At 67.2% G+C, this 18,093-nt stretch carries 14 protein-coding genes and 1 tRNA gene; 9 read left to right on the forward strand and 6 right to left on the reverse strand.

Translation table 11 applies throughout. The features are described 5' to 3' along the window. Nucleotides 1–53: 53 nt before the first annotated feature. The 4 genes from ACGFNP_RS42860 to ACGFNP_RS42875 all read left to right on the forward strand — a co-directional run bounded on the left by ACGFNP_RS42860 (nt 54) and on the right by ACGFNP_RS42875 (nt 5,817). Entirely contained in the window at nt 54–2,669 is a 2,616-nt protein-coding gene (locus ACGFNP_RS42860; RefSeq protein WP_393328616.1) for an ATP-binding protein, read from the forward strand. 68 nt (nt 2,670–2,737) lie between these two features. Further along, nucleotides 2,738–4,318, forward strand: coding sequence for a DNA-3-methyladenine glycosylase 2 family protein (locus tag ACGFNP_RS42865; protein WP_393328721.1), 1,581 nt, complete (start codon nt 2,738–2,740; stop codon nt 4,316–4,318). Continuing rightward, the gene (locus ACGFNP_RS42870; RefSeq protein WP_393328617.1) at nt 4,315–5,493 is read left to right on the forward strand and encodes an MFS transporter; all 1,179 of its coding nucleotides are present in this window, start codon (nt 4,315–4,317) and stop codon (nt 5,491–5,493) included. The genes ACGFNP_RS42865 and ACGFNP_RS42870 overlap by 4 nt, the downstream gene beginning before the upstream one ends. Nucleotides 5,494–5,622: 129 nt before the next feature. Continuing rightward, nucleotides 5,623–5,817: a hypothetical protein gene (locus tag ACGFNP_RS42875; protein ID WP_393328619.1), complete on the forward strand. Its 195-nt coding sequence runs from the start codon at nt 5,623–5,625 to the stop codon at nt 5,815–5,817. A gap of 4 nt (nt 5,818–5,821) precedes the next feature. Here ACGFNP_RS42875 and ACGFNP_RS42880 read toward each other — a convergent pair whose 3' ends face one another. Further along, nucleotides 5,822–6,766, reverse strand: coding sequence for a cobalamin biosynthesis protein (locus ACGFNP_RS42880; RefSeq protein ID WP_393328620.1), 945 nt, complete (start codon nt 6,764–6,766; stop codon nt 5,822–5,824). Further along, a complete protein-coding gene (locus ACGFNP_RS42885) occupies nt 6,747–7,532 on the reverse strand; it encodes an aminoglycoside phosphotransferase family protein (RefSeq protein WP_358322288.1) in 786 nt (261 codons plus the stop codon). The genes ACGFNP_RS42880 and ACGFNP_RS42885 overlap by 20 nt, the downstream gene beginning before the upstream one ends. Nucleotides 7,533–7,627: 95 nt before the next feature. Between ACGFNP_RS42885 and ACGFNP_RS42890 the strand changes: the two genes are divergently transcribed. After that, nucleotides 7,628–8,362 carry a ZIP family metal transporter gene (locus ACGFNP_RS42890; RefSeq protein ID WP_358322285.1) on the forward strand — a complete coding sequence of 245 codons (735 nt, stop codon included), beginning with the start codon at nt 7,628–7,630 and terminating at the stop codon, nt 8,360–8,362. A gap of 6 nt (nt 8,363–8,368) precedes the next feature. On the opposite strand, the gene ACGFNP_RS42895 is transcribed toward ACGFNP_RS42890, so the two are convergent. Beyond that, nucleotides 8,369–9,334 (reverse strand): tyrosine-type recombinase/integrase, encoded by a 966-nt coding sequence (locus ACGFNP_RS42895; protein ID WP_393328622.1) that lies wholly within the window; start codon nt 9,332–9,334, stop codon nt 8,369–8,371. Nucleotides 9,335–9,427: 93 nt separating this feature from the next. On the opposite strand from ACGFNP_RS42895, the gene ACGFNP_RS42900 reads away from it, so the two are divergent. The 4 genes from ACGFNP_RS42900 (at nt 9,428) to ACGFNP_RS42915 (ending at nt 14,525) form a co-directional block, all read left to right on the forward strand. Further along, nucleotides 9,428–9,501, forward strand: a tRNA-Arg gene (locus ACGFNP_RS42900). A gap of 930 nt (nt 9,502–10,431) precedes the next feature. After that, nucleotides 10,432–10,785, forward strand: coding sequence for a hypothetical protein (locus ACGFNP_RS42905; protein ID WP_393328624.1), 354 nt, complete (start codon nt 10,432–10,434; stop codon nt 10,783–10,785). Nucleotides 10,786–11,155: 370 nt separating this feature from the next. Continuing rightward, the gene (locus tag ACGFNP_RS42910) at nt 11,156–13,342 is read left to right on the forward strand and encodes a P-loop NTPase fold protein (RefSeq protein WP_393328626.1); all 2,187 of its coding nucleotides are present in this window, start codon (nt 11,156–11,158) and stop codon (nt 13,340–13,342) included. Between the two features lie 40 nt (nt 13,343–13,382). Continuing rightward, nucleotides 13,383–14,525 (forward strand): hypothetical protein, encoded by a 1,143-nt coding sequence (locus ACGFNP_RS42915; RefSeq protein WP_393328628.1) that lies wholly within the window; start codon nt 13,383–13,385, stop codon nt 14,523–14,525. A gap of 587 nt (nt 14,526–15,112) precedes the next feature. Here ACGFNP_RS42915 and ACGFNP_RS42920 read toward each other — a convergent pair. The 3 genes from ACGFNP_RS42920 to ACGFNP_RS42930 form a co-directional block, all read right to left on the reverse strand. Continuing rightward, the gene (locus ACGFNP_RS42920) at nt 15,113–16,531 is read right to left on the reverse strand and encodes a tyrosine-type recombinase/integrase (RefSeq protein WP_393328629.1); all 1,419 of its coding nucleotides are present in this window, start codon (nt 16,529–16,531) and stop codon (nt 15,113–15,115) included. After that, nucleotides 16,531–16,728 carry a helix-turn-helix transcriptional regulator gene (locus tag ACGFNP_RS42925; protein ID WP_393328631.1) on the reverse strand — a complete coding sequence of 66 codons (198 nt, stop codon included), beginning with the start codon at nt 16,726–16,728 and terminating at the stop codon, nt 16,531–16,533. Before ACGFNP_RS42925 ends, ACGFNP_RS42920 begins: the two co-directional genes overlap by 1 nt. A 173-nt stretch (nt 16,729–16,901) precedes the next feature. After that, complete coding sequence (locus ACGFNP_RS42930; protein ID WP_393328633.1) at nt 16,902–18,080, reverse strand: DUF3631 domain-containing protein; 1,179 nt, start codon at nt 18,078–18,080, stop codon at nt 16,902–16,904. Between the last annotated feature and the right edge of the window lie 13 nt (nt 18,081–18,093).

An 18,093-nucleotide genomic window follows, 5' to 3' on the forward strand; every position in this document is an offset into this window, starting at 1 on the left:
CGCCTCAGGCACATCGGGCATGATGCGTAGCCACCTCTTCATAGTGTGGGAATGTGTTCGTCGGACGTGAGAAGCAGCTTGCCGCGCTGGCGGCCGCCCTGGAGCGGACGCCAGGTGCGGTGCTCGTCGTCGGCGAGGCGGGGATCGGCAAATCGTCGCTGGTACGCGAGTTCACGCGCGGCGTCGACGCGCTGGTGGCCGAGGGCGGCGCCGACCCGGGAACGGCTGTTCAGCCGATGGCTGGTCCGAGTGTGATGCCGTATGCGCCGTTCGTGCCGGTGTTGCGCCGCCTGGTCCGGGAGTACGGTGCCGAGCTCATCCCCAGCGGTGGCCGGATGGGGCTGGCGCGGCTGCTGCCCGAGCTCGGCGAACTGGAGGAACACCCGGAGCTGGGGCGGGCCAGGCTGTTCGAAGAGGTGCTGCTGCTGGTCGAGCGGGTGGCGGAGCGGCGGCCCGTCGTGCTCGTGCTGGAGGATCTGCACTGGGCCGATCAGGCCACTCGCGACCTGCTGGTGTTCCTGTTGCGTAACTTGACGCGGCCCGGCGTGCTGGTGATCGCGACCTCGCGTGAGCCGCTGCGTCTGCCTGTGGCCGAGGTCCTCAAGGTCCCGCCACTGGGTCGCGATGAGGTGGCGCGCATGCTGGGCGGCACCGACGGCGATCAAGTGCCTGGGCTTGCCCGTACCGACATCGAGCGGATCGTGGCGCGTAGTGAGGGCAATCCGCTGTTCGCTGAGGCGCTGGCCGACGCGGGCACCGCCACGCCGACCACGCCCGCCTCGCTGCGCGAGTTGTTGCTCGCCGGTGCGGAGCGGCTCGGCCGGGCCAGCCTGGACGTGCTGCGGATCGCCGCCGTGTCGTCTTCGGTGTCGCGTTCGGCGCTGTACGAGGGGAGCAGGACGCCGCACGAGGTGCTGCGGTCCGTGGCCGGGCTGGACGACCTGGCACTCGACGAGGCGTTGCGGCCGGTCGTCCGGGCTCGGCTGCTGCTGGTGGATGGTGACGGCTACGTGTTCAGGCACACGCTGATCCGGGACGCCGTCTATGACGACCTGCTGCCGGGCGAGCGCATCCGCCTGCACATCCGCTGCGCCGAGGCGCGGCCCGAACTGGCCGCCGACCACTGGTACGCGGCGGGCGACAGACGCCGCGCCTTCCAGGCGGCCTGGCGGGCACACCGCTGGGACCGCGTACTGGAACTGTGGGACCACGCCGACCCCGAAGGGCACCACGGCGGCGAGGGCATGGATCACGCCGCGGTGCTGGAGTTGGCGGCCAAGGACGCGCTGCACGTGGGTGACGCCGAGCGGGCCGAGGAGCTGGCGAGTCTGGCGCTCGACGAGGTGGGCGGCGATCCGCTGCGGGCCGCGCATCTGCTGGAGCTGCGGGTGGCGATCCGTGACCTGCTCGGCGAGGACGGCCTGGCGGATCTGCGCGAAGCGGTACGGCTGGCGCCGCGTGAGGCCCGGCTGATCGGCGCCCTCGCCAACACGCTCGCCTGGAACGGCCAGGACGCCGAGGCCCGTGCCCGCGCCGAGGACGCGCTGGCGCTCGGCGACGCCAGGTCCCTCGTCACCCTGGCCGCGCTCACCGCGCTCGAAGGCGACCTGGCGACCGCGTCGAGGTTGCACGCCGAGGCGCGGGCCGCCGCTCCCGACGACGACACGGTGCTGGTCGCGTACGCCGGCGAGGCCGATGTACTGGAGGCGGCGGGGGAGCACATCAGGGCGGAGGCGATCGCGCGCCGGGGCATGGCGCAGGCCAGGCGCATGGGCATGGCCCGTTCGCGCGGCGCCCACATCGCCGCGAACCTGGCCGAGCCCCTGGCCTCCCTCGGTCGCTGGAAGGAGGCGCGCGAGGTCATCGACGCGGCCTTGGCGCTGGAGCCGCCGCCGATCCACCGAGCCTGGCTGCTGATGGTGCTCGGCACGGTGGCGGTCTGGGAGGGTTCGCTGGAGGAGGCGGCCGGCGTGCTGGATCGGGCCAGGCCGCTGATGCGCGGGCGTTCGCGCGGTTATGACTCGTGCCTGGAGCCTGACCTGCTCGAAGGCAGGCTCGCCGTCGCCGCCGGTGATGTGGAGCGGGCCGGGCGGCTGGCCGACCACGTGCTGTCCGCGCACGACGTGACGCTCAGCCGCCGCTATGCCTGGCCGCTGCTGGTGATCGCCGCGCGTACGGGCCGGGTACGGCAGGCGCCTCCTGGCATGGAGACGACGGGCCGGGTCCAGGAGGCGTACCGGGCGACCTTCGAGGCCGAGTGCGGGGGCTCGTGGCCGGCCGCCGTGGCCGCGTGGCGGTCGGTCGGTCAGCCGTACGCGCTGGGGCAGGCCCTGGTCAGAGCGGCCGAACAGGACACCGAGGCGGCGCGCGAACTGCTGCGTGAGGCCGCGGCCATCGCCGGGCGGCTGGGTTCGGAGCCGCTGCGGCGCGAGGTCGAGGCCGCGGCGGCCAGCGGCAGGGTGAGCCTGACGGCCGATCCCGGGCTGTCGGCGCGGGAACTGGAGGTGCTGGAGCTGGTGGCCGAGGGGCTGAGCAACAAGCAGATCGCCGAGCGGCTGTTCATCTCGGCCAGGACCTCGGGGGTCCATGTGTCCAACATCATGGCCAAGCTCGGCGTGGGCTCGCGGGTCGAGGCGGCGGCCCTGGCCCGCCGTACCGGGCTCCTGTAGGGCGTTGCCGTTGGCGTCCGATCGTGGCTAGCCGCCGCGCCCCGGCGCACGTCACAGTGGGTCGGGTGATGGATGCTGACAACCTGTACGCGGTGCTCAGGAGCCGCGACCGGCGCTTCGACGGGCGGTTCTTCGTCGGGGTGGCCACCACGGGCGTCTACTGCCGGCCGAGCTGCCCGGCGGCCATGCCCAAACCGGAGAACCTACGCCTCTACCCCTCGGCGGCGGCCGCCCAGCAGGCGGGACATCGGGCCTGCAAGCGCTGCCGTCCCGACGCGGCGCCCGGCTCGCCCGAGTGGAACCTGCGGGCCGACGTGGCCGGGCGGGCGATGCGGTTGATCGCCGACGGGCTGGTGGACAGGGAGGGCGTCTCGGGGCTGGCCGCCCGGCTCGGCTACAGCGAGCGGCAGCTGCACCGGCTCCTGCTGGCCGAGCTCGGCGCCGGGCCGCAGGCGCTGGCTCGGGCGCAGCGGGCGCAGACCGCGCGGATCCTGCTGGAGTCGACGGGGCTGGGGGCGGGGGAGGTGGCGTTCGCGGCCGGGTTCGCGAGCATCAGGCAGTTCAACCAGACGATCAGGCAGCTGTACGGTCTGACCCCGACCGAGCTGCGGTCCCGCGTCCCAGGAAAGGGCGGGAACCGGCCGGGCTCTGCGACCGTGCCGGGCTTAGCGACTGTGCCGGGTTCAGCGACCGCGCTGGGCTTAGCGACCGCGTTGGGCTCGGAGACTGAGCTGGGCTCAGCGACCGCGCTGGGCCCGGAGGCCGCGTCAGGCTCACCGAGAGTGCTGGGCTCGGCGGGAGTGCCGAGTTCGCGGGCGGTGCGGGTCCAGGTGCGGCTGGCCTATCGGCCGCCGCTGGACGCGGACGCGCTGTTGGGCTATCTGGCCGCGCGGGCCGTGCCTGGCGTTGAGGAGGGTGGGGCCGGGTTCTACCGCAGGTCGCTGCGCCTGCCGTACGGGACCGGCGTGGTGGACGTGACGGACGGCGGCGATCACATGCGGTGCGAGCTGCTGCTGGCGGACGTCAGGGACCTGGCGGTCGCCGTACGGCGGTGCCGGGTGCTGCTCGACCTGGACGCCGACCCGCGCGAGATCGCGGAGGTGCTCGGCGCGGACCCGATGCTCGCCCCGCTGGTCGCGGCCCGTCCGGGGCTGCGCGCGCCCGGCCACGTGGACCCCGCCGAGCTGGCCGTGCGCGCGGTGTGCGGGCCGGGCGACGAACTGGCGGAGCTGGTCGAACGCTTCGGCGAGCCGCTCGGCAGCCCAGCGGGTGGCGTCACCCGGCTGTTCCCGCCGGTGACGGCGCTGGCCAAGGCCGCCCCGCTCGCGAAGGCGCTGGCCGAGGCCGCCCCGCCGGTGGCGGCGCTGACCGAGGTCGCTCCGCTCGCGGCGGCGCTGGCCAAGGTCGCCCCGATCGCCGAGGCGCTGATCACCGGGCGGCTCACGCTCGATCCGGGCGCCGACCGGGACGCGGCCGAGCGGCAGTTGCGTACCGTGCCCGGTGTGGACGAGCGGACCGCCGCCTACATCCGCATGCGCGCGCTCGCCGACCCCGACGTCTTCCTGCCCACCCGGCAGGTACGGCAGGCGCCCGCGAGCTGGCGCCCCTGGCGCTCTTACGCCCTGCACCACCTGTGGGCCGCGGCATGACGCTCACCGTTCTGGCCACGCGGGACTTCCGCCGGCTGTGGATCGGCTCGTCCATCTCGCTGGTCGGCGACGGCATGACGCTGGTGGCCCTGTCCTGGCTGGTGCTCAACGGCCCCGGCGGCGTCGCCGCGCTGAGCCTGCTGGCCGCCTGCTACACCGCCCCGGTGTTGGCCGGCGGGCTGGCCGTGGGCCCGCTGCTCGACCGCTTCGACAAGCGGCACGTGCTGGCCGCCGACAGCCTGGTCAGAGGGGTCGCGGTGGCCACCGTGCCGCTGACGGCGGTGCTGGGTGGCGGGATGCCGGGCTGGCTGCCGTTCGTGGTGGCCGCCCTGCACGGCCTGCTCAAGATGGTGCCCATGGCCGGTGTACCCGCGGCCATCCCGGACCTCGTCGAGCCGGACGAGCTCGACAAGGCCAACGCGCTGGAGTCCCTGGCGTACGCCGTGTCCGGCATCGTGGGCTACGCCCTGGCCGGAACGTTGATCGACGCCATCGGCGCGGTGAACGTGCTCGCGCTCGACGCGGTCAGCTACCTGTGCTTCGCCGTGGCCGCGCTGCTGGTCCGCACCCCGCTGCGGCCGCACGTGACGGCGGAGACGGGTCGGCCGCGACTGGCCCACCTGCTGCGGGACCGGGCGCTGGTACGCACGACGCTGGCGTTCATGGCGTTCAACATCGCTGAGGGCGCCCTGGTGCTGGTCGCCGGGCCGTGGCTGGCCAAGGACCGGCTGCCCGGCGGACCGGCCACGCTGGCGCTGCTGCTGAGCGCCCTGTCGGTGGGCGAGCTGGCGGGCGGGTTCCTGGCTGGATCATGGAAGCCGAACACCGGCCGGATGCGGGCCATCGGGCTGGCGCAGCTCGTCGCCGCGGCCGGATTCCTGGCGGTGCTGGCCGTACCCGACCGGTGGGTGCTGGCGGCGGGCTTCCTGCTGATCGGGGCGGCGGGGGTGGTGATGACCGTCTGGGCCCAGTCGCTGCGCATGGAGCTCATCCCGCCCGCCCTGCGCGGCCGCGCGTTCAGTGTGCTCCGTACGCTCATGCAGGCCACGCCGCCCCTCGGCGCCGCGGCCGTCGCCCCGCTCCTGGCGGCCGGGAACCTGACGCTGACCGCCGTCCTCATGGCCGCACTGGCCGGGTTGCCCGCCCTTCTCCTGCTCTTGCACCCTCGGAATTGACAACTTCACAAAGCGGCACAGCTGAGTATTCTGGGGCTTTCAGCTTGTGCGGGGGCACATCTCCTTGACTTACGGAGGAGCGGCTCTATGGACACGTCCGACAGCCGCGTTGTCGTCTTATTCATTATCGTGGCATTAGCCCTGTTCGTCGCGGGACGCCGCTTCCAGTCGATGGTCTCGGCCCGGCAGGCCTGGCGGCACTCCATGCGGGCCGTACCGATCAGGCGGCAGTCCACGGGCAGCTCGGTCAAGGTGATGCTCGGGCTGGGCGTGGTCGTGGTGATCGCGTTCTGGTTCGTGACGAACCGGCAGAGCCTGACGTAGCACCTCATCCTCGGCGGCGCAGGCCCCAGGCGGCCAGCACCGCGATGCCGGCGGCGGTCAGGCTCACCGCTCGGGTGAGGCGTACCGCGCGCCGGATGTCCCCGGCCTCGGGCTTGGGGCCGTCGCCCATGGTCGGGCGGTGCTCGGTCCGGCCGCCGTAGACGTTCGTGCCGCCCAGCGTGAGGTCGAGCGCCCCGGCGAACGCGGCCTCGCACCTGCCCGCGTTCGGGCTGGGATGGCGGTGGCCGTCCCTGCGCAGTACGGTCAGCGCCCGCGCCCGGTTCGGGGCCACCAGTACGGTGATCAGACCCGTCAGCCGAGCCGGCAGGTAGTTGGCCACGTCGTCGAGCCTGGCCGCCGCCCACCCGAAACGCTCATAACGCGGCGAGTGGTGGCCGATCATCGCGTCGAGCGTGTTGATCGCCCGGTAGGCCAGCAGCCCGGGGACGCCCGCCACAGCGCCCCAGAAGAGAGGGGCCACGACGGCGTCGGAGGCGTTCTCGGCCAGCGACTCGACGGTGGCCCTGGCGATCTCGGGCGCCTCCAGCCGGGCCGGGTCGCGCCCGCACAGGTGCGGCAGCCGGGCGCGTGCCCTGGTCAGGTCGTCGTCCTCCAGCGCCTCGGCCAGGTAGGCGCCCTCGCGGGCCAGCGTGGTGCCGCCGAGCACCGCCCAGGTGGCGACGGCCGTCAACGCCGTACGGACGACCGGGTTCGCCACCCGCTCGGCCAGCACGCCGAGGCCCGCGGCCGTGCCCGCGCAGACGACGACGTGGGCGACACCGTTCGGCCTGGCATCGCCGTACAGGGCCTGTTCCAGCCTGGTGGCGGCGCGGCCGAACAGCGCGACGGGGTGGCCCGTGCGCGGATCGCCGACAACGGCGTCGAGCACGACCCCCAACGCGATGCCCAGCGGCCTGGTTGGGTGGGACTTAGCTGACCAAATGCGCATGGAGCTTATCTTCGTGCTTGTCCAGCCAGGCGGCCGCCCGGCGGATGCGCTCGCCCGCGCCGCCCGCCCACATCCTGGCCCAGCTCCCGCCCGCCGCCGCCCGGCCACGCATGACCGTGTACGAGCGCTGGAACCGGAGCCTGGCCAGCTCCAGCAGCCGTCGGCGATCACGGGGCGGCACTCCGTACGCGTCGCAGAACAAGCGGAGCCGCGCCCCCACGTCCAGCCCGCGCTGGAGCGGAGCCAGGTCGACGGGGTCGGCGATGGGAGCCCAGTGCCTGAGCGTCGTGACGACGTCGAACAGCCGGGTCGTCGGCCGGGCCAGATCGAAGTCGATCAACGCCCGCGGTCTTCCATCACGAAATATCACGTTTTGGGGGGTTATATCGCAGTGACCGATGACCTCGGGGGCGGCGTCGTCGTTCGAACCGCCCTCCCAGCCGCCGCGGGTCAGCGGGAAGCCCTCCGTCGCGTCGTGGAAGTCGCGCAGCAGCTCGGCCAGGCGTACCAGAGCCTCGTCGGTGACCGTCACCAGGCCGAGCCCGGTCGTACCCGGAACATAGGTGAGGATCTCCCGCCCGAGCCCGTCCACGCCCACCACGCGCGGCGCGCCGTCGAACCCGGCGGCTTCCAGGTGCCGGAGCAGGGCGTGCACGGCGGGCGTCGACGGGCGCACCGGCCTGCGCACGGTGTCACCGACCCGGACCACCCCGTCTGTCACATCCCCGCCCTGCAAGGGGATCTCGTGCAGGAGCGTCGCGACCATGCCAAGAGAGCTTAGACCCTTTTATAACCCTCCCGCCTGGCGTTTTAGCGTGTCGAGACACTGCGGCGCACACGCGCCCCCTAGCCTGGAGCGTCATGCCGATCCTGCTGTCGTTCGCGGCATTCTTGATGACGCTGCTCGGCGGGCTGGTCGCGCATCGGGTCAAGGAACGCCGTCACCTCGTCCTCGGCGCCGCCGCCGGCGTCATGCTCGGCGTGGTGGCGTTCGACCTGCTGCCTGAGGCGCTCTCGCGCGAACCGGCCAAGCTCGGCGGGGTGCCGGTGCCGATGCTCATGTTCGCGCTGGCGTTCCTCGGCATCCACGCCGTCGAACGCTCGATGGGCATGCACGACGCCCACGAAGGCGACTACGCCTCACACCGCCACTCGCACGCGGGCGTCGGCCTCGTCGCCGGCACCGGGCTCGTCGTCCACAGCTTCCTCGACGGTGCCGCGATCGGCGCCGCCTTCCAGACCGACACCACGCTCGCCGTCGCCGTCGCGATCGGCGTCATCGCGCACGACTTCACGGACGGGTTCAACACGTACACGATCACTTCCCTGTACGGGAACGCGCGCCGCCGGGCGGTGCTTCTGCTGGGTCTGGATGCGCTCGCACCGGTGACCGGGGCGACTTTGACGTCCCTGATCGCGATTCCGGCCGGGATACTGGGGGCGTACCTGGGGATGTTCGCCGGGTTCCTGTTGTATCTGGCGACGTCCGACATCCTGCCCGAGGCCCACACCACGAGCCGTGCCGCCGCTCCGACGCTGCTGGCCACGCTGGCGGGGACGGCGTTCATGTGGGTGGTGATCGCGCTGACGGACTGACTTCGGTCAGAGGCGGTCGCCGAGGGCGACGTCAGTTTGTGCCCGCACGCCTGCCCCAGCTTCGAGGTACCGGCGCACTATCTCCACACTCTTCCACCCGGTGATCCGCATCAGATCGAGCGGATCGCCGCCCTTGCCCAGATAGTCGTCGGCCATCGTCTGCCGGAACCGGTGCGGATGCAGCCGCCCCGAGATCCCCGCCTGCCGTCCCCGCCGTTCCAGCATCTGCTGGATCCCCGTGGCGGTCAGCCGCCGCTCCCCACCTTCGGCCGTGATGCCGCGTACCGGAAGCCAGAGCCAGGGCGAGGCCGCGTGCGGATGCCGCGCGCGGGCGCGCAGATACCGATCGATCGCCGCGGCGGTCTTCGGACCGATCGGCACCAGATGCGCGTCTTCCCCCTTACGGACGATCCGCAGCAGCCGCCGATCCAACCACACGTCCCCGCCCTCGTCGCTGACGTCGGCACTGTGCCGAAGCCCGGCCAGCCAAGACAGTCGCATTCCGTTGTCCATGAGCACCCGCACGATCGCGGTATCCCGACGATCCACCCAAGACCCCCCGGAACACACCTCCAGCAACGCCTCAAGCTCCCGATCAGCCAGCAGTTCGACCGTACGACTGGCCACCTTGGGCGGATCGATCCCGGCCATCGGCGTCCCCGCGGTCCGCTCCTCCTCCGCGATCAGCCAGTTGAAGAACACCCGCAGGTTCCGGAAATGCTTGTGCGCGTTCCCCGGACTGGTCGTGGCCGAACTGGCATCGAGAAACGCCCGCACGTTCGCGGCCTCGACCGCCTCCACCTCCACGGGCAGCCCGCGCTCGGAGAGAAACCGGGCCAGGACGCGTACGCTGTCGAGGTAACTGCGGATCGTTCCGGGTGACTTGTCAGCCGCCTGAAGGGACAATTCCCAGGAGGGGACCATGTCGAGCAGGGGAGGCGAAGGGGGCAGCTGTCTTCGGGATCGCGCCATGGGCCTCTCCAAATCCGATACTGTTCGATCGGTGTATGATTATGCTACCGTCTCACCTGGTCGGCTGACGTGCTGGTCAGACGCCGAATTCGAGCGCCCTTAGCTCAGCTGGATAGAGCATCGGACTTCTAATCCGACGGTCGCAGGTTCGAATCCTGCAGGGCGCGCAACTCTCCACCAGTACAGAAGGGCCTCTGACCTCCGGTAAAACGAGGCGAAGGCTCTATTCGCATGTCCGGCTGTCCACGGCTCCCACTGATCGTTTGCGGGTGTCCACGCCCAATGCTTGCCCACGACCCCATGCACGGTTTCGGCCAGGGCCGTCCTTGAGAACCTCGGCGACGCGTCGCTCGGCCTCCTCTCATGACCGACGAAGTCCTCACCTCCCGCCTTGGGGTGCATCAGTGTCGCGCCGGTGTGCCGTTCGGTCCTCGTGCTCACGAAGCAGTCTGTGGGGGCTTAGAACTGATGGACGGGAGCTCGATCGGCCCTGGCCAACGTCTACCCCAAACCAGTTCCCTGCTCAATGGCAGGCGTATGCGATACCCGCTGAATCGTTCTTGTGAGGATCAAGGCGGCGCTACGCGCCGCTCGCGGCCTCCAGGCCGCACGCTGCGCGTGCGGCCTGGAGGCCGTTCTCGCCACGACCGTGCTCGGGCCGCGCCTTATCCAGGCACGGCCCGATGCGGGCGATCGACGCGAAGCTAGTTACCGCGCTTGTCGGTGCGCTTCGCGTTCCTCTCTTGCCAGGCGAGCGCGAGCGAAAGAACCGCGGCAGCGGTGCTCGTCCCCTGGGCCAGTGCGGGCCAAGCGAACGAGGCAACCACTAAAAGCAGGACGCCCGCGACAGTCACGGCTCGCCATCGACGGGTACGACGTGACACCGTCATCAGTGCACCTTCTCTCGCAACAGAGTTGACGGTGTGGGCGGCCCTCCGCGCTACCGGTGGGCCGTCCATCTGAGAACGACCCGGTCCAACCACGCGTAGGAAGGTACTGGTTTCCAAGGCTTGCGTCTCGATTCAGTAGAAGCGCCTGAGCTGGGTATTTACGAGAACGGCGAAAGCTCATGAGTGAATGCATCAACATATGTTGATGTGGAGATCACTGAAGACTTCGACGCCTTCGCCTCGCGGATCACCAGGAAGTTGGTCGCCAAGCTCGTGGCGCTCCAGGGACAAGACGAGGACGATGTCCTCGCGAAGATTCGGGTGTCCAAGCACCTGATTGGAGTGTTGGAGACTCAGCTCCGCTTGCTCATCCTTCATGGTGTCGACAGTCGTGAAGCTGCGCTGCTACACGAAGTGTTGGAAAGTGAACCGCCCGGAAGGCTCCACACCTGGAAGGAAATCGGAGAGGCGCTTGGAGTTAGCGCCCAAGCCGCTCAGCGAAAGTACGGCTCTGCATCTGGGAGAAATGCCTCCGGCGGGGGCGCCCCGGCTCCGGGATGATCGCCGTGCCGTCTGCCGGGGCCGTTGATGGCTAAGGTGGAAGCCTGATCATCTCGCCCGCCATCGACCCGGGACAAGCCGAGCAGACCAGGGCCACGGATACCAGATCGCTTGTCCGGTGGGGCGCTCCATTTGGTACCCGTGGCCCTGGCCCGCTTCCCCTTCGGGCGGGTCGACGGCAGACGGGCTGATCAGGCGGCCGGGGTGCGCGCGTTGCGCGAGAAGCGCCAGGTCGAAGGCGCCATGTATGAGGGCTACAGGTCCACAGAGCGATTCGGCCTGCGGCATAGAGCGACGTCAGGACTGTGGGATTGCGCACCCCCTCCGGGAGAGGCATGCCGTCCTCAATTATCCCGGCACAATGGTCACTATGGGCACACTGGGCTACTTCAACGATGACCCCATCGATGGCAGCGAATCTGCACCGGATTTGCTGGGGCGGGATACTTACGCCCGTAACGCGGTCACGTTGTTAGAACACGTCCGCGCGCAGAGCCCTTCGGGCGTACTCGCCCTCATCGGGCCGTGGGGTTCAGGGAAGTCGTCGCTCCTGGGGATGATCACCCGGCAGCTTACGAGACAGACCGACAGCCGTTGGGCGGTCCGTGAGCTCAACCCATGGATGTACTCTGATGTCGACTCCCTCACCCTCGCGCTGTTTAGCGAGATCCGTGCAGCGCTCCCGAAGGGCGAGCAGTGGTCGGACACTCGAAGTAAAATCGCTGGATTTGGTCGCACTGTCGCCTCATTTAGCAAAATCGCTTCGCTGGCCGGAATCGATGCCTCCGGAGCTTTGGAAAGCGTATCTGACGCTATTGCGGGCGATGAGAGCCCTAGCGCAGTCAAGAAGCAAGTCGAAGACGCCCTACGTGCTGCCAACAGACCCATACTGATACTTATAGATGATCTTGATAGGGTTACCCCCAGCGAGTTGCTTGTTGTATTTAAGCTCGTCCGACTCGTAGGGCGACTGCCCAACATTTACTACTTGCTTTGCTACGACGAGCGCACTCTGCTGGACGTCTTGAGACGGACCGATCTCGTTGGGAATGATGAGACTCGTGCTCAGGAATTTCTGGAGAAAATTGTTCAGGTGCGACTCGATCTGCCCGCATTCCGCGAACGTGATGCGGTTGCCATAGTTGACCAAGGGATTCGTGACCTCCTCGCTGCGCACGGCATGACGCTCGACCCAAAGTCCATGGAACGGCTGGGTCACGCATACGACGTGCACCTTAAGGATCGACTTACCACTCCCAGGTCAATCAAGCGCTACTTTGGGCAGGTAAATGCTGGCCTGGCGTCCATGGCTGGCAATATCGACCTGGTCGACTTCTTGCTCGTAACATTCCTGCGCACAATGGAGCCTGGCGCTTACAACTTGCTCAGGCGGCACCGAGCTCAGCTCACCGGTACTGATTACCTTCCAAGAGCCGAGCGTGACAAGCAGTTGCCGATATGGCAGGACCGTCTCACAGATGCTGGTGTATCGCCCGGAAATCGCGAGGGCATCCTTACTATCCTAAGCTTGCTGTTTCCTGCCATCGCGGAATTGACACGCCTCGCTGTGAACGACGCTAATCGACCCTGCAGCGTCTGCAGTGCCGACTATTTTGACCGGTATGTTACTTTCGCGGTTCCGGGCGATGACTTGCCGGAGGCCGACTTTGCGACAGCGATCAACCAGATCCTCGCGGACGCTCCGGGGCACGAAAGAGAGGAGTTGCTGAAGCGGCTGCGCACGGACACTCATCGCATCACACGGCGCATCCGCCGGCATCCAACTGCCGTTTCGTCGCCTAACTTTTCCCTCTTGGGCGTCCTTGCTGATGCTGCAGGAGATCTTGATGCTCCCGCAGAAACGCTCGGGCTGCTCACGCCGGATTCTGCCCTCCGCTCTCTGGCTACTGACCTGTTGGCCAATACCCCCGACGACTCCCGAGCAGTGGTCTTGACCCGAATGAGTCGGACACCGGCCGGGGCGCACCTGGCAACCGTGTCCCTCCTGAGGCTCGAGGACCGAACTCAGAGCGGTGACTTGTCGGGTCCAGAGCCGGAGTGGGTTCAGCGCTGCCGAGAATCTGTCGAAACTGGCATCGAACAGCATCTGCAGGATGCTGGCTCAGCCCCTGCCGACCTCTCGGACATTCAGATCGATCTCCTTCTGACATGGAGGTTCCTGGGTTCGGAGCGCCCAATGACATGGATCCACGAGCGGCTCCGATCGGGATGGGATCTTCTCGACTTGCTCATGCAACTCACCCCGGCTGCTCGAGTCATCGGGGGGACGGGCGAGTCACGCATAGTGGGCGAGATTAGCCTGGAGAGCTTCGACGTCCTCGTGGGCCTGGAGTTCATCCTGAGCAAACTCGCCGATCAGATTGACGGCGCGGGTCCGCATGTTCCGTCTCCGTTCCACGTGCCCGACAACCCAGAGAGGCGCAGACAACGAATCCTGGATGCGCTTCGGGATCACCGTGAACGCGCTGGCGCAGCTTCAGTTGAAGGACCCTCTCCTGAGGACGGCAGCGACCATGCCGCGCCGTTGCCAGACTAGGCAATCAACGGAAGACTCTGTGGCCAAGCGGGTCTGCGTAATGCGAGACATCCTCACAAGCGAAGCGTTTGGAACAAAAATGGCATGGAACGAGATACCAGCAAAAGACGACCCCGACCTCCTGATCCAGGCATATTACGCGCGCCTGAACATCCTAGGCAGCCTCATGGGACCATTCAGCCGCGACATCCTTGCAAATCTTTGGCGCGTTGGAGAATCCCGCGAAATGAAGGAACTCTATCGAAGTCATCTAATTGGCGGATTAGCTAGCGATCTCATACGCGCGTGCGCCATTGAGGATGTTGCACACTTTGACCCCAAGGTGGGCGACTGGTTTATCCACTGCGGGGAGACCACGTACGTCCCATTGAACAATGAGACAAAGACTGCCGAGATTCGACTAAGGGACGGCTCCCTTATTAGAGGAACGACTCGACGCGACTGTGAGATTACCACTACGGCCAGCGTAAATATGTACGACGTAGACGACATTTCTCTTGTTGTTGGGCGAATGATTTCCTCCAGCAAATTCGATCTTGTTATAGCAGGCGTTCGCGAGATTATGCATAAGCTAACGGGACGCGAGGGTCGAGTGATTGACCTGACGAACAGGCGCGATACGTTGGTCAGCAATGGTGGGCGCCAACATTACCTCCCCAGGCTTGAGTACGAAGACTTCTCCAATAAAGATGCCCTGATGGCCGCCGTTAATGACACCGCAGATCAATTTAAGGTTGCCGTCCGAGATCGCGGTGCATGGAAACATCTCTACGATTCTGCAGGAAATCCGGAGCACGAATCGCGGCACCAAGCACTATACCGACTATTTGCAAGCCTAGCTTTCGATGCACTTGGCATAGAAGTTCATCCCAACGCCGATCACGGAAGCGGGCCCACTGATCTTACCCTTGCCTTAAATGGAACAACATGCGTGATCGAGTTTAAAAAGGATCGAGAGCTGCGAAAGCTTCGTCATGGCATCCTGGTCCAACTACCGCAATATATGCGGTCCGCGAATGCTGAGTTCGGTACATACCTGGTGATGTGCCATGAGCGAGACCCCGATCTAACAGAGCAGCAGTTGAATATTCTCGTAAGGGAACAGGGAGACCCTTCGTACTCAATTTCTGCCGTTGCCGTGGATTGTCGCAAAAGAAAGTCGGCGTCTAAGATAGGGCTATAGCCCAGGGGCGACCCGGCCTCTGGCAAAGGCACTCCGTAGCACTGACGTGCCTACGGATTCGTAGATGGCTAAGGCGGAAGCCCTGATCACCTCGCCCGCTATTGCTGGCCTGGCCAAACCGAGCAGGCCAAGGCTACGGGAAGTCACTCATCCTCTGGGGCGCCCGCCTTGTCCTCGCGACCCTGGCCCGCTTCCCCTTCGGGGTGGAAAGAGAACGGATGATCAAGCGTACGAAGCACTCGCTGGCGTGGAACACAAGTCGCGTGAATTGCAGTTTGGGTTGCAGTTCACCCGCGTTCCAGCTCGTTCCAGGACAGTTGCTCTGCCGCGTTGGTCCACATGGAACCGAGCGAAACGACCACACCCCTAGCTGCTAATGCGGTTCGGGCATTCGCGTCGAGGTGTGCGCACACGGGCTGCACGTTCCGTGATCTCGAACATATATGGAACGATCCCCTGTAGGAGCCTCTGAAATGCGCAGACACAGGCCAGAGGCTCTCTTCACATGTCCGGTTGTCTACGGCTCTCGCTGATCGATCGCGGGCGTCCACCTTCAACGCTTGCCCACACTTCCGCGTGTGGGCCGGTCATGGCTCGTCGTCTTTGAGGGCCTCGGCGATGCGCCGCTTGGCGGCCTCTTCCTGGCCGACGATGCACTTGGCGTAGATCCTGAGCAGGACTTCGACGCTGTGGCCTGCCCACTCGGCTACTTGGGTGGCAGGGACACCTGCGTTGAGCCAGGTGGAGACGCAGGCGTGGCGGAGATCGTAGACGCGCTTGGCCAGCGGTGAGCGTGCCTCTCGCGGCGTCAGGGCGTTCTCGCGGGTTCTACGCCAGGCTCGGCAGTAGGTGATGCTCGGCAGTTCTCCTCCTCGTACGCCGGTGAAGAGCCGTCCTTCGGGGCCGGTGTCGAACTCGGCGAGATGGGCGCGGAGGAGCTTGGTAAGGGCGGGCGGACACGGGATCGTCCGAGTCTGGCCTTTGGCGCGGTGCTTGAGCGCGCGTTCCTCGCGCAGACTGCCGTCGTCGGTCCATTCCCGGCCGACGAACGGTGCGGCGTTGGCAAGATGTAGTTCTCCCCAATCGTCGGCGGGTTCTTCCATCTCGCCGGTCTCCTCGTTTCTGATGAGATCGGGGATGAGCACGTTGTCCCCTCTGAGGTTGACGGCTTCCTCGGGGCGTAGAGCGGTGTAGTACATCACCGCGAAGAACGCCACCAGTCGCTGCCCGCTCGGCTGCTGCTTTCCGACCTCGGCGAGCAGGTGGCGCGCCTGTGCGTGGTTGATCACGCTGCGCTTGTCCACCTCGTACGTGACCTTGGGCGGCTTCCATTTCAGCGACTTGATCGGGTTGGTGGTGAGCAGCTCCAGCTCTATGGCGTAGTCCAGGGCGTTCTGCAGGATGGTCTTGTTCCTGCGGATCGTACTCGTGGCGGCAGGCTTGCCATCCAAGCGGGTATTCGCCACATCGAGAACGGCGCGCACTGTGGCGGGCTCTGTGAGCGCGGAAACGGGCAGGGTGTTCTTGGCAAGCCAGGCAAGTACCTGAGCTGTCTCCTCGGAAGCCTCGGCGCGCTGTTTGGTGTTGAACGCCCATCGGCGCATGGCGGTGCGGAGCGCGAGGTCACTGGGCTTGCCCTTGTTGCCGGCGAGCATCGCGGGTGAGGCGGCGGTAAGCGCGCGGGCTATGTCTTGTCGGTACTTCGCCGAGGCCGCCTTCCACTTGAAATCGGCGAACTTACAGGCGAACTCGTACCAGGTCATTTCCGGTTGCTGAGTACGCCCCCACTTCGCGGGTTCGCCTGTGACCAGGTCGAACGCTTCTCCCTCGCGGGCGGCGGTGACGAGGCTGCTGCGGTAGGCGTCTGCCTGGGCGCTCTTCTGGAAGGTCTTCTTCCATTCCTTTCCGGCGGTGGACCAGCGGACGCGGTAGGACGTGACCTTGCCCGACGTGTTCTTGCGGACCTCGGTCTTATAGAAGCGCACTTCGTAGGTGGTGTTCTTCATCAGGCGGCGTCCTCTCGGGCGTTGAGCCAGTTGTCAAGGTCGGCGAGGCGGATGCGGAGTGAGCCGTTGGGGAGGGTGACGCAGCGCGGGGCACGGCCCTTCTGCCGCCAGTCATAGAAGGTGGACCGGGAAATCTGGAGTTCGGCGCAGACCTCCGGGACGGTGAGCATCGCGCGGAGGCGGGTGATGGTGGCCATGGAGCGCGTTCCTTCCGGGCATGTGATCGGTGCGGGTCGATGCCACGGCGGTTGTGCTTGGCGGTTGGTCGCCGAGGGTGCTCGCGGGTGGTTGTGCAGGGGTGAGCCGTCCCAGCCGTCCCAGGGTCATTTCTGCAGGTCAAGCCTGGGACGGCTTGTTTTGATGGGACGGGTCATGCCGTCCCAGCGATTGGAGCCGTCCCGCTCTGACCTGCGGTGACGAGGCTGGGACGGCTGGGACGGCCCTCCCTCTCGATCGGCACGACATCGGCCTCTGGGATAGGGGCGAGGGCCGGGCAGTAGCGCGACCAGGAGTCGGCGAAGTCGGCCCGCTGGTAGCCCTTGGCCTGCTGGCCGTTGGGGAAGCGGATGTTGCCCGAGCGGATGTCGTACTCGCGCAGCATCGTGCCGAGCTTCATCGCGGTCAGTCCGGCAGGGCCGTGATCAGCCCATTCGCTTTCAGAATCGCTCTTGAGGCGCTCCAGCAAGAGGGCGGTAGGTAGGGCGGTGTCGGGGCCGAATGCGGTACGGCAGGCGGCCAGTAGTCGCACCCGGGCCGAGGTCTGCCCGTTGTCATCGGCCTCGGTGGTGAGCGTCAACGTGGCGGCGCGGGCGCGATCCGGCCAGTTCTCCCCCGCGTGGTCCGCGACGATGACGAGGGGTTCCCAGGTGTCGGCGGCGCGGTCTTCTACAGGCATGCTGGGTTCTGCCGCTTCCAAGGCGGATAGGTCAGCGCGGAGCCACAGGTTCAAAGCGGCGGCCAGATCACGCAGTGCTGGCCGGTCACGGCGGTGCCGGTAGGGAGCGGCGTTCTCGCCGGGGGCGCGGCGGCGCATGCGGATGACGACGGCGCGGTCTTCGATGGTGTCCGGCATCGCTCCGATGCCGGCGAGTGCGGCCATGGCGAAGGTCGGAATGCTCTCGACGCGGTTGGTGGCGGCGTCGTAGCGCTTGGCAGGACGGTTGCGCTGATGTCCGGCATTCAGCAGGCCGCGGAGGTCTTCATTGCCATCTGCCTTGGGGCCGAAAATGGTGTCGGCCTCATCCACCAGCATGGTCGGCGGGTCCTCGGTAATGGAGCGGTAGACGGCGGCGCTGGAGGAGTTGACGGTGATGAACGGCTCGTGGCAGGTGGCCTCCACCACGTCCAGGAGCCGGGACTTGCCGCAGCGCTTCTCCGGGCCTCGGATGACCAGACGTGGTGCGTGCGCCCATGCGGGCTGGGCGTGGGTGGCGGCGATCCAGAGGGTGACGGCGTCGGAGGCCTCGGGACTCGGCAGGATGACGTAGCGGGTGAGTGCGGCGCGTAGTCGGTCGAGCAGAGCGGCGCCGTTAGGTGTGCGGTCGTTCATGGGCAGTGCTCCT

Origin of the sequence: Nonomuraea sp. NPDC049269, from assembly GCF_043197155.1 — a bacterium.
In the GTDB taxonomy this organism is placed as follows: domain Bacteria; phylum Actinomycetota; class Actinomycetes; order Streptosporangiales; family Streptosporangiaceae; genus Nonomuraea.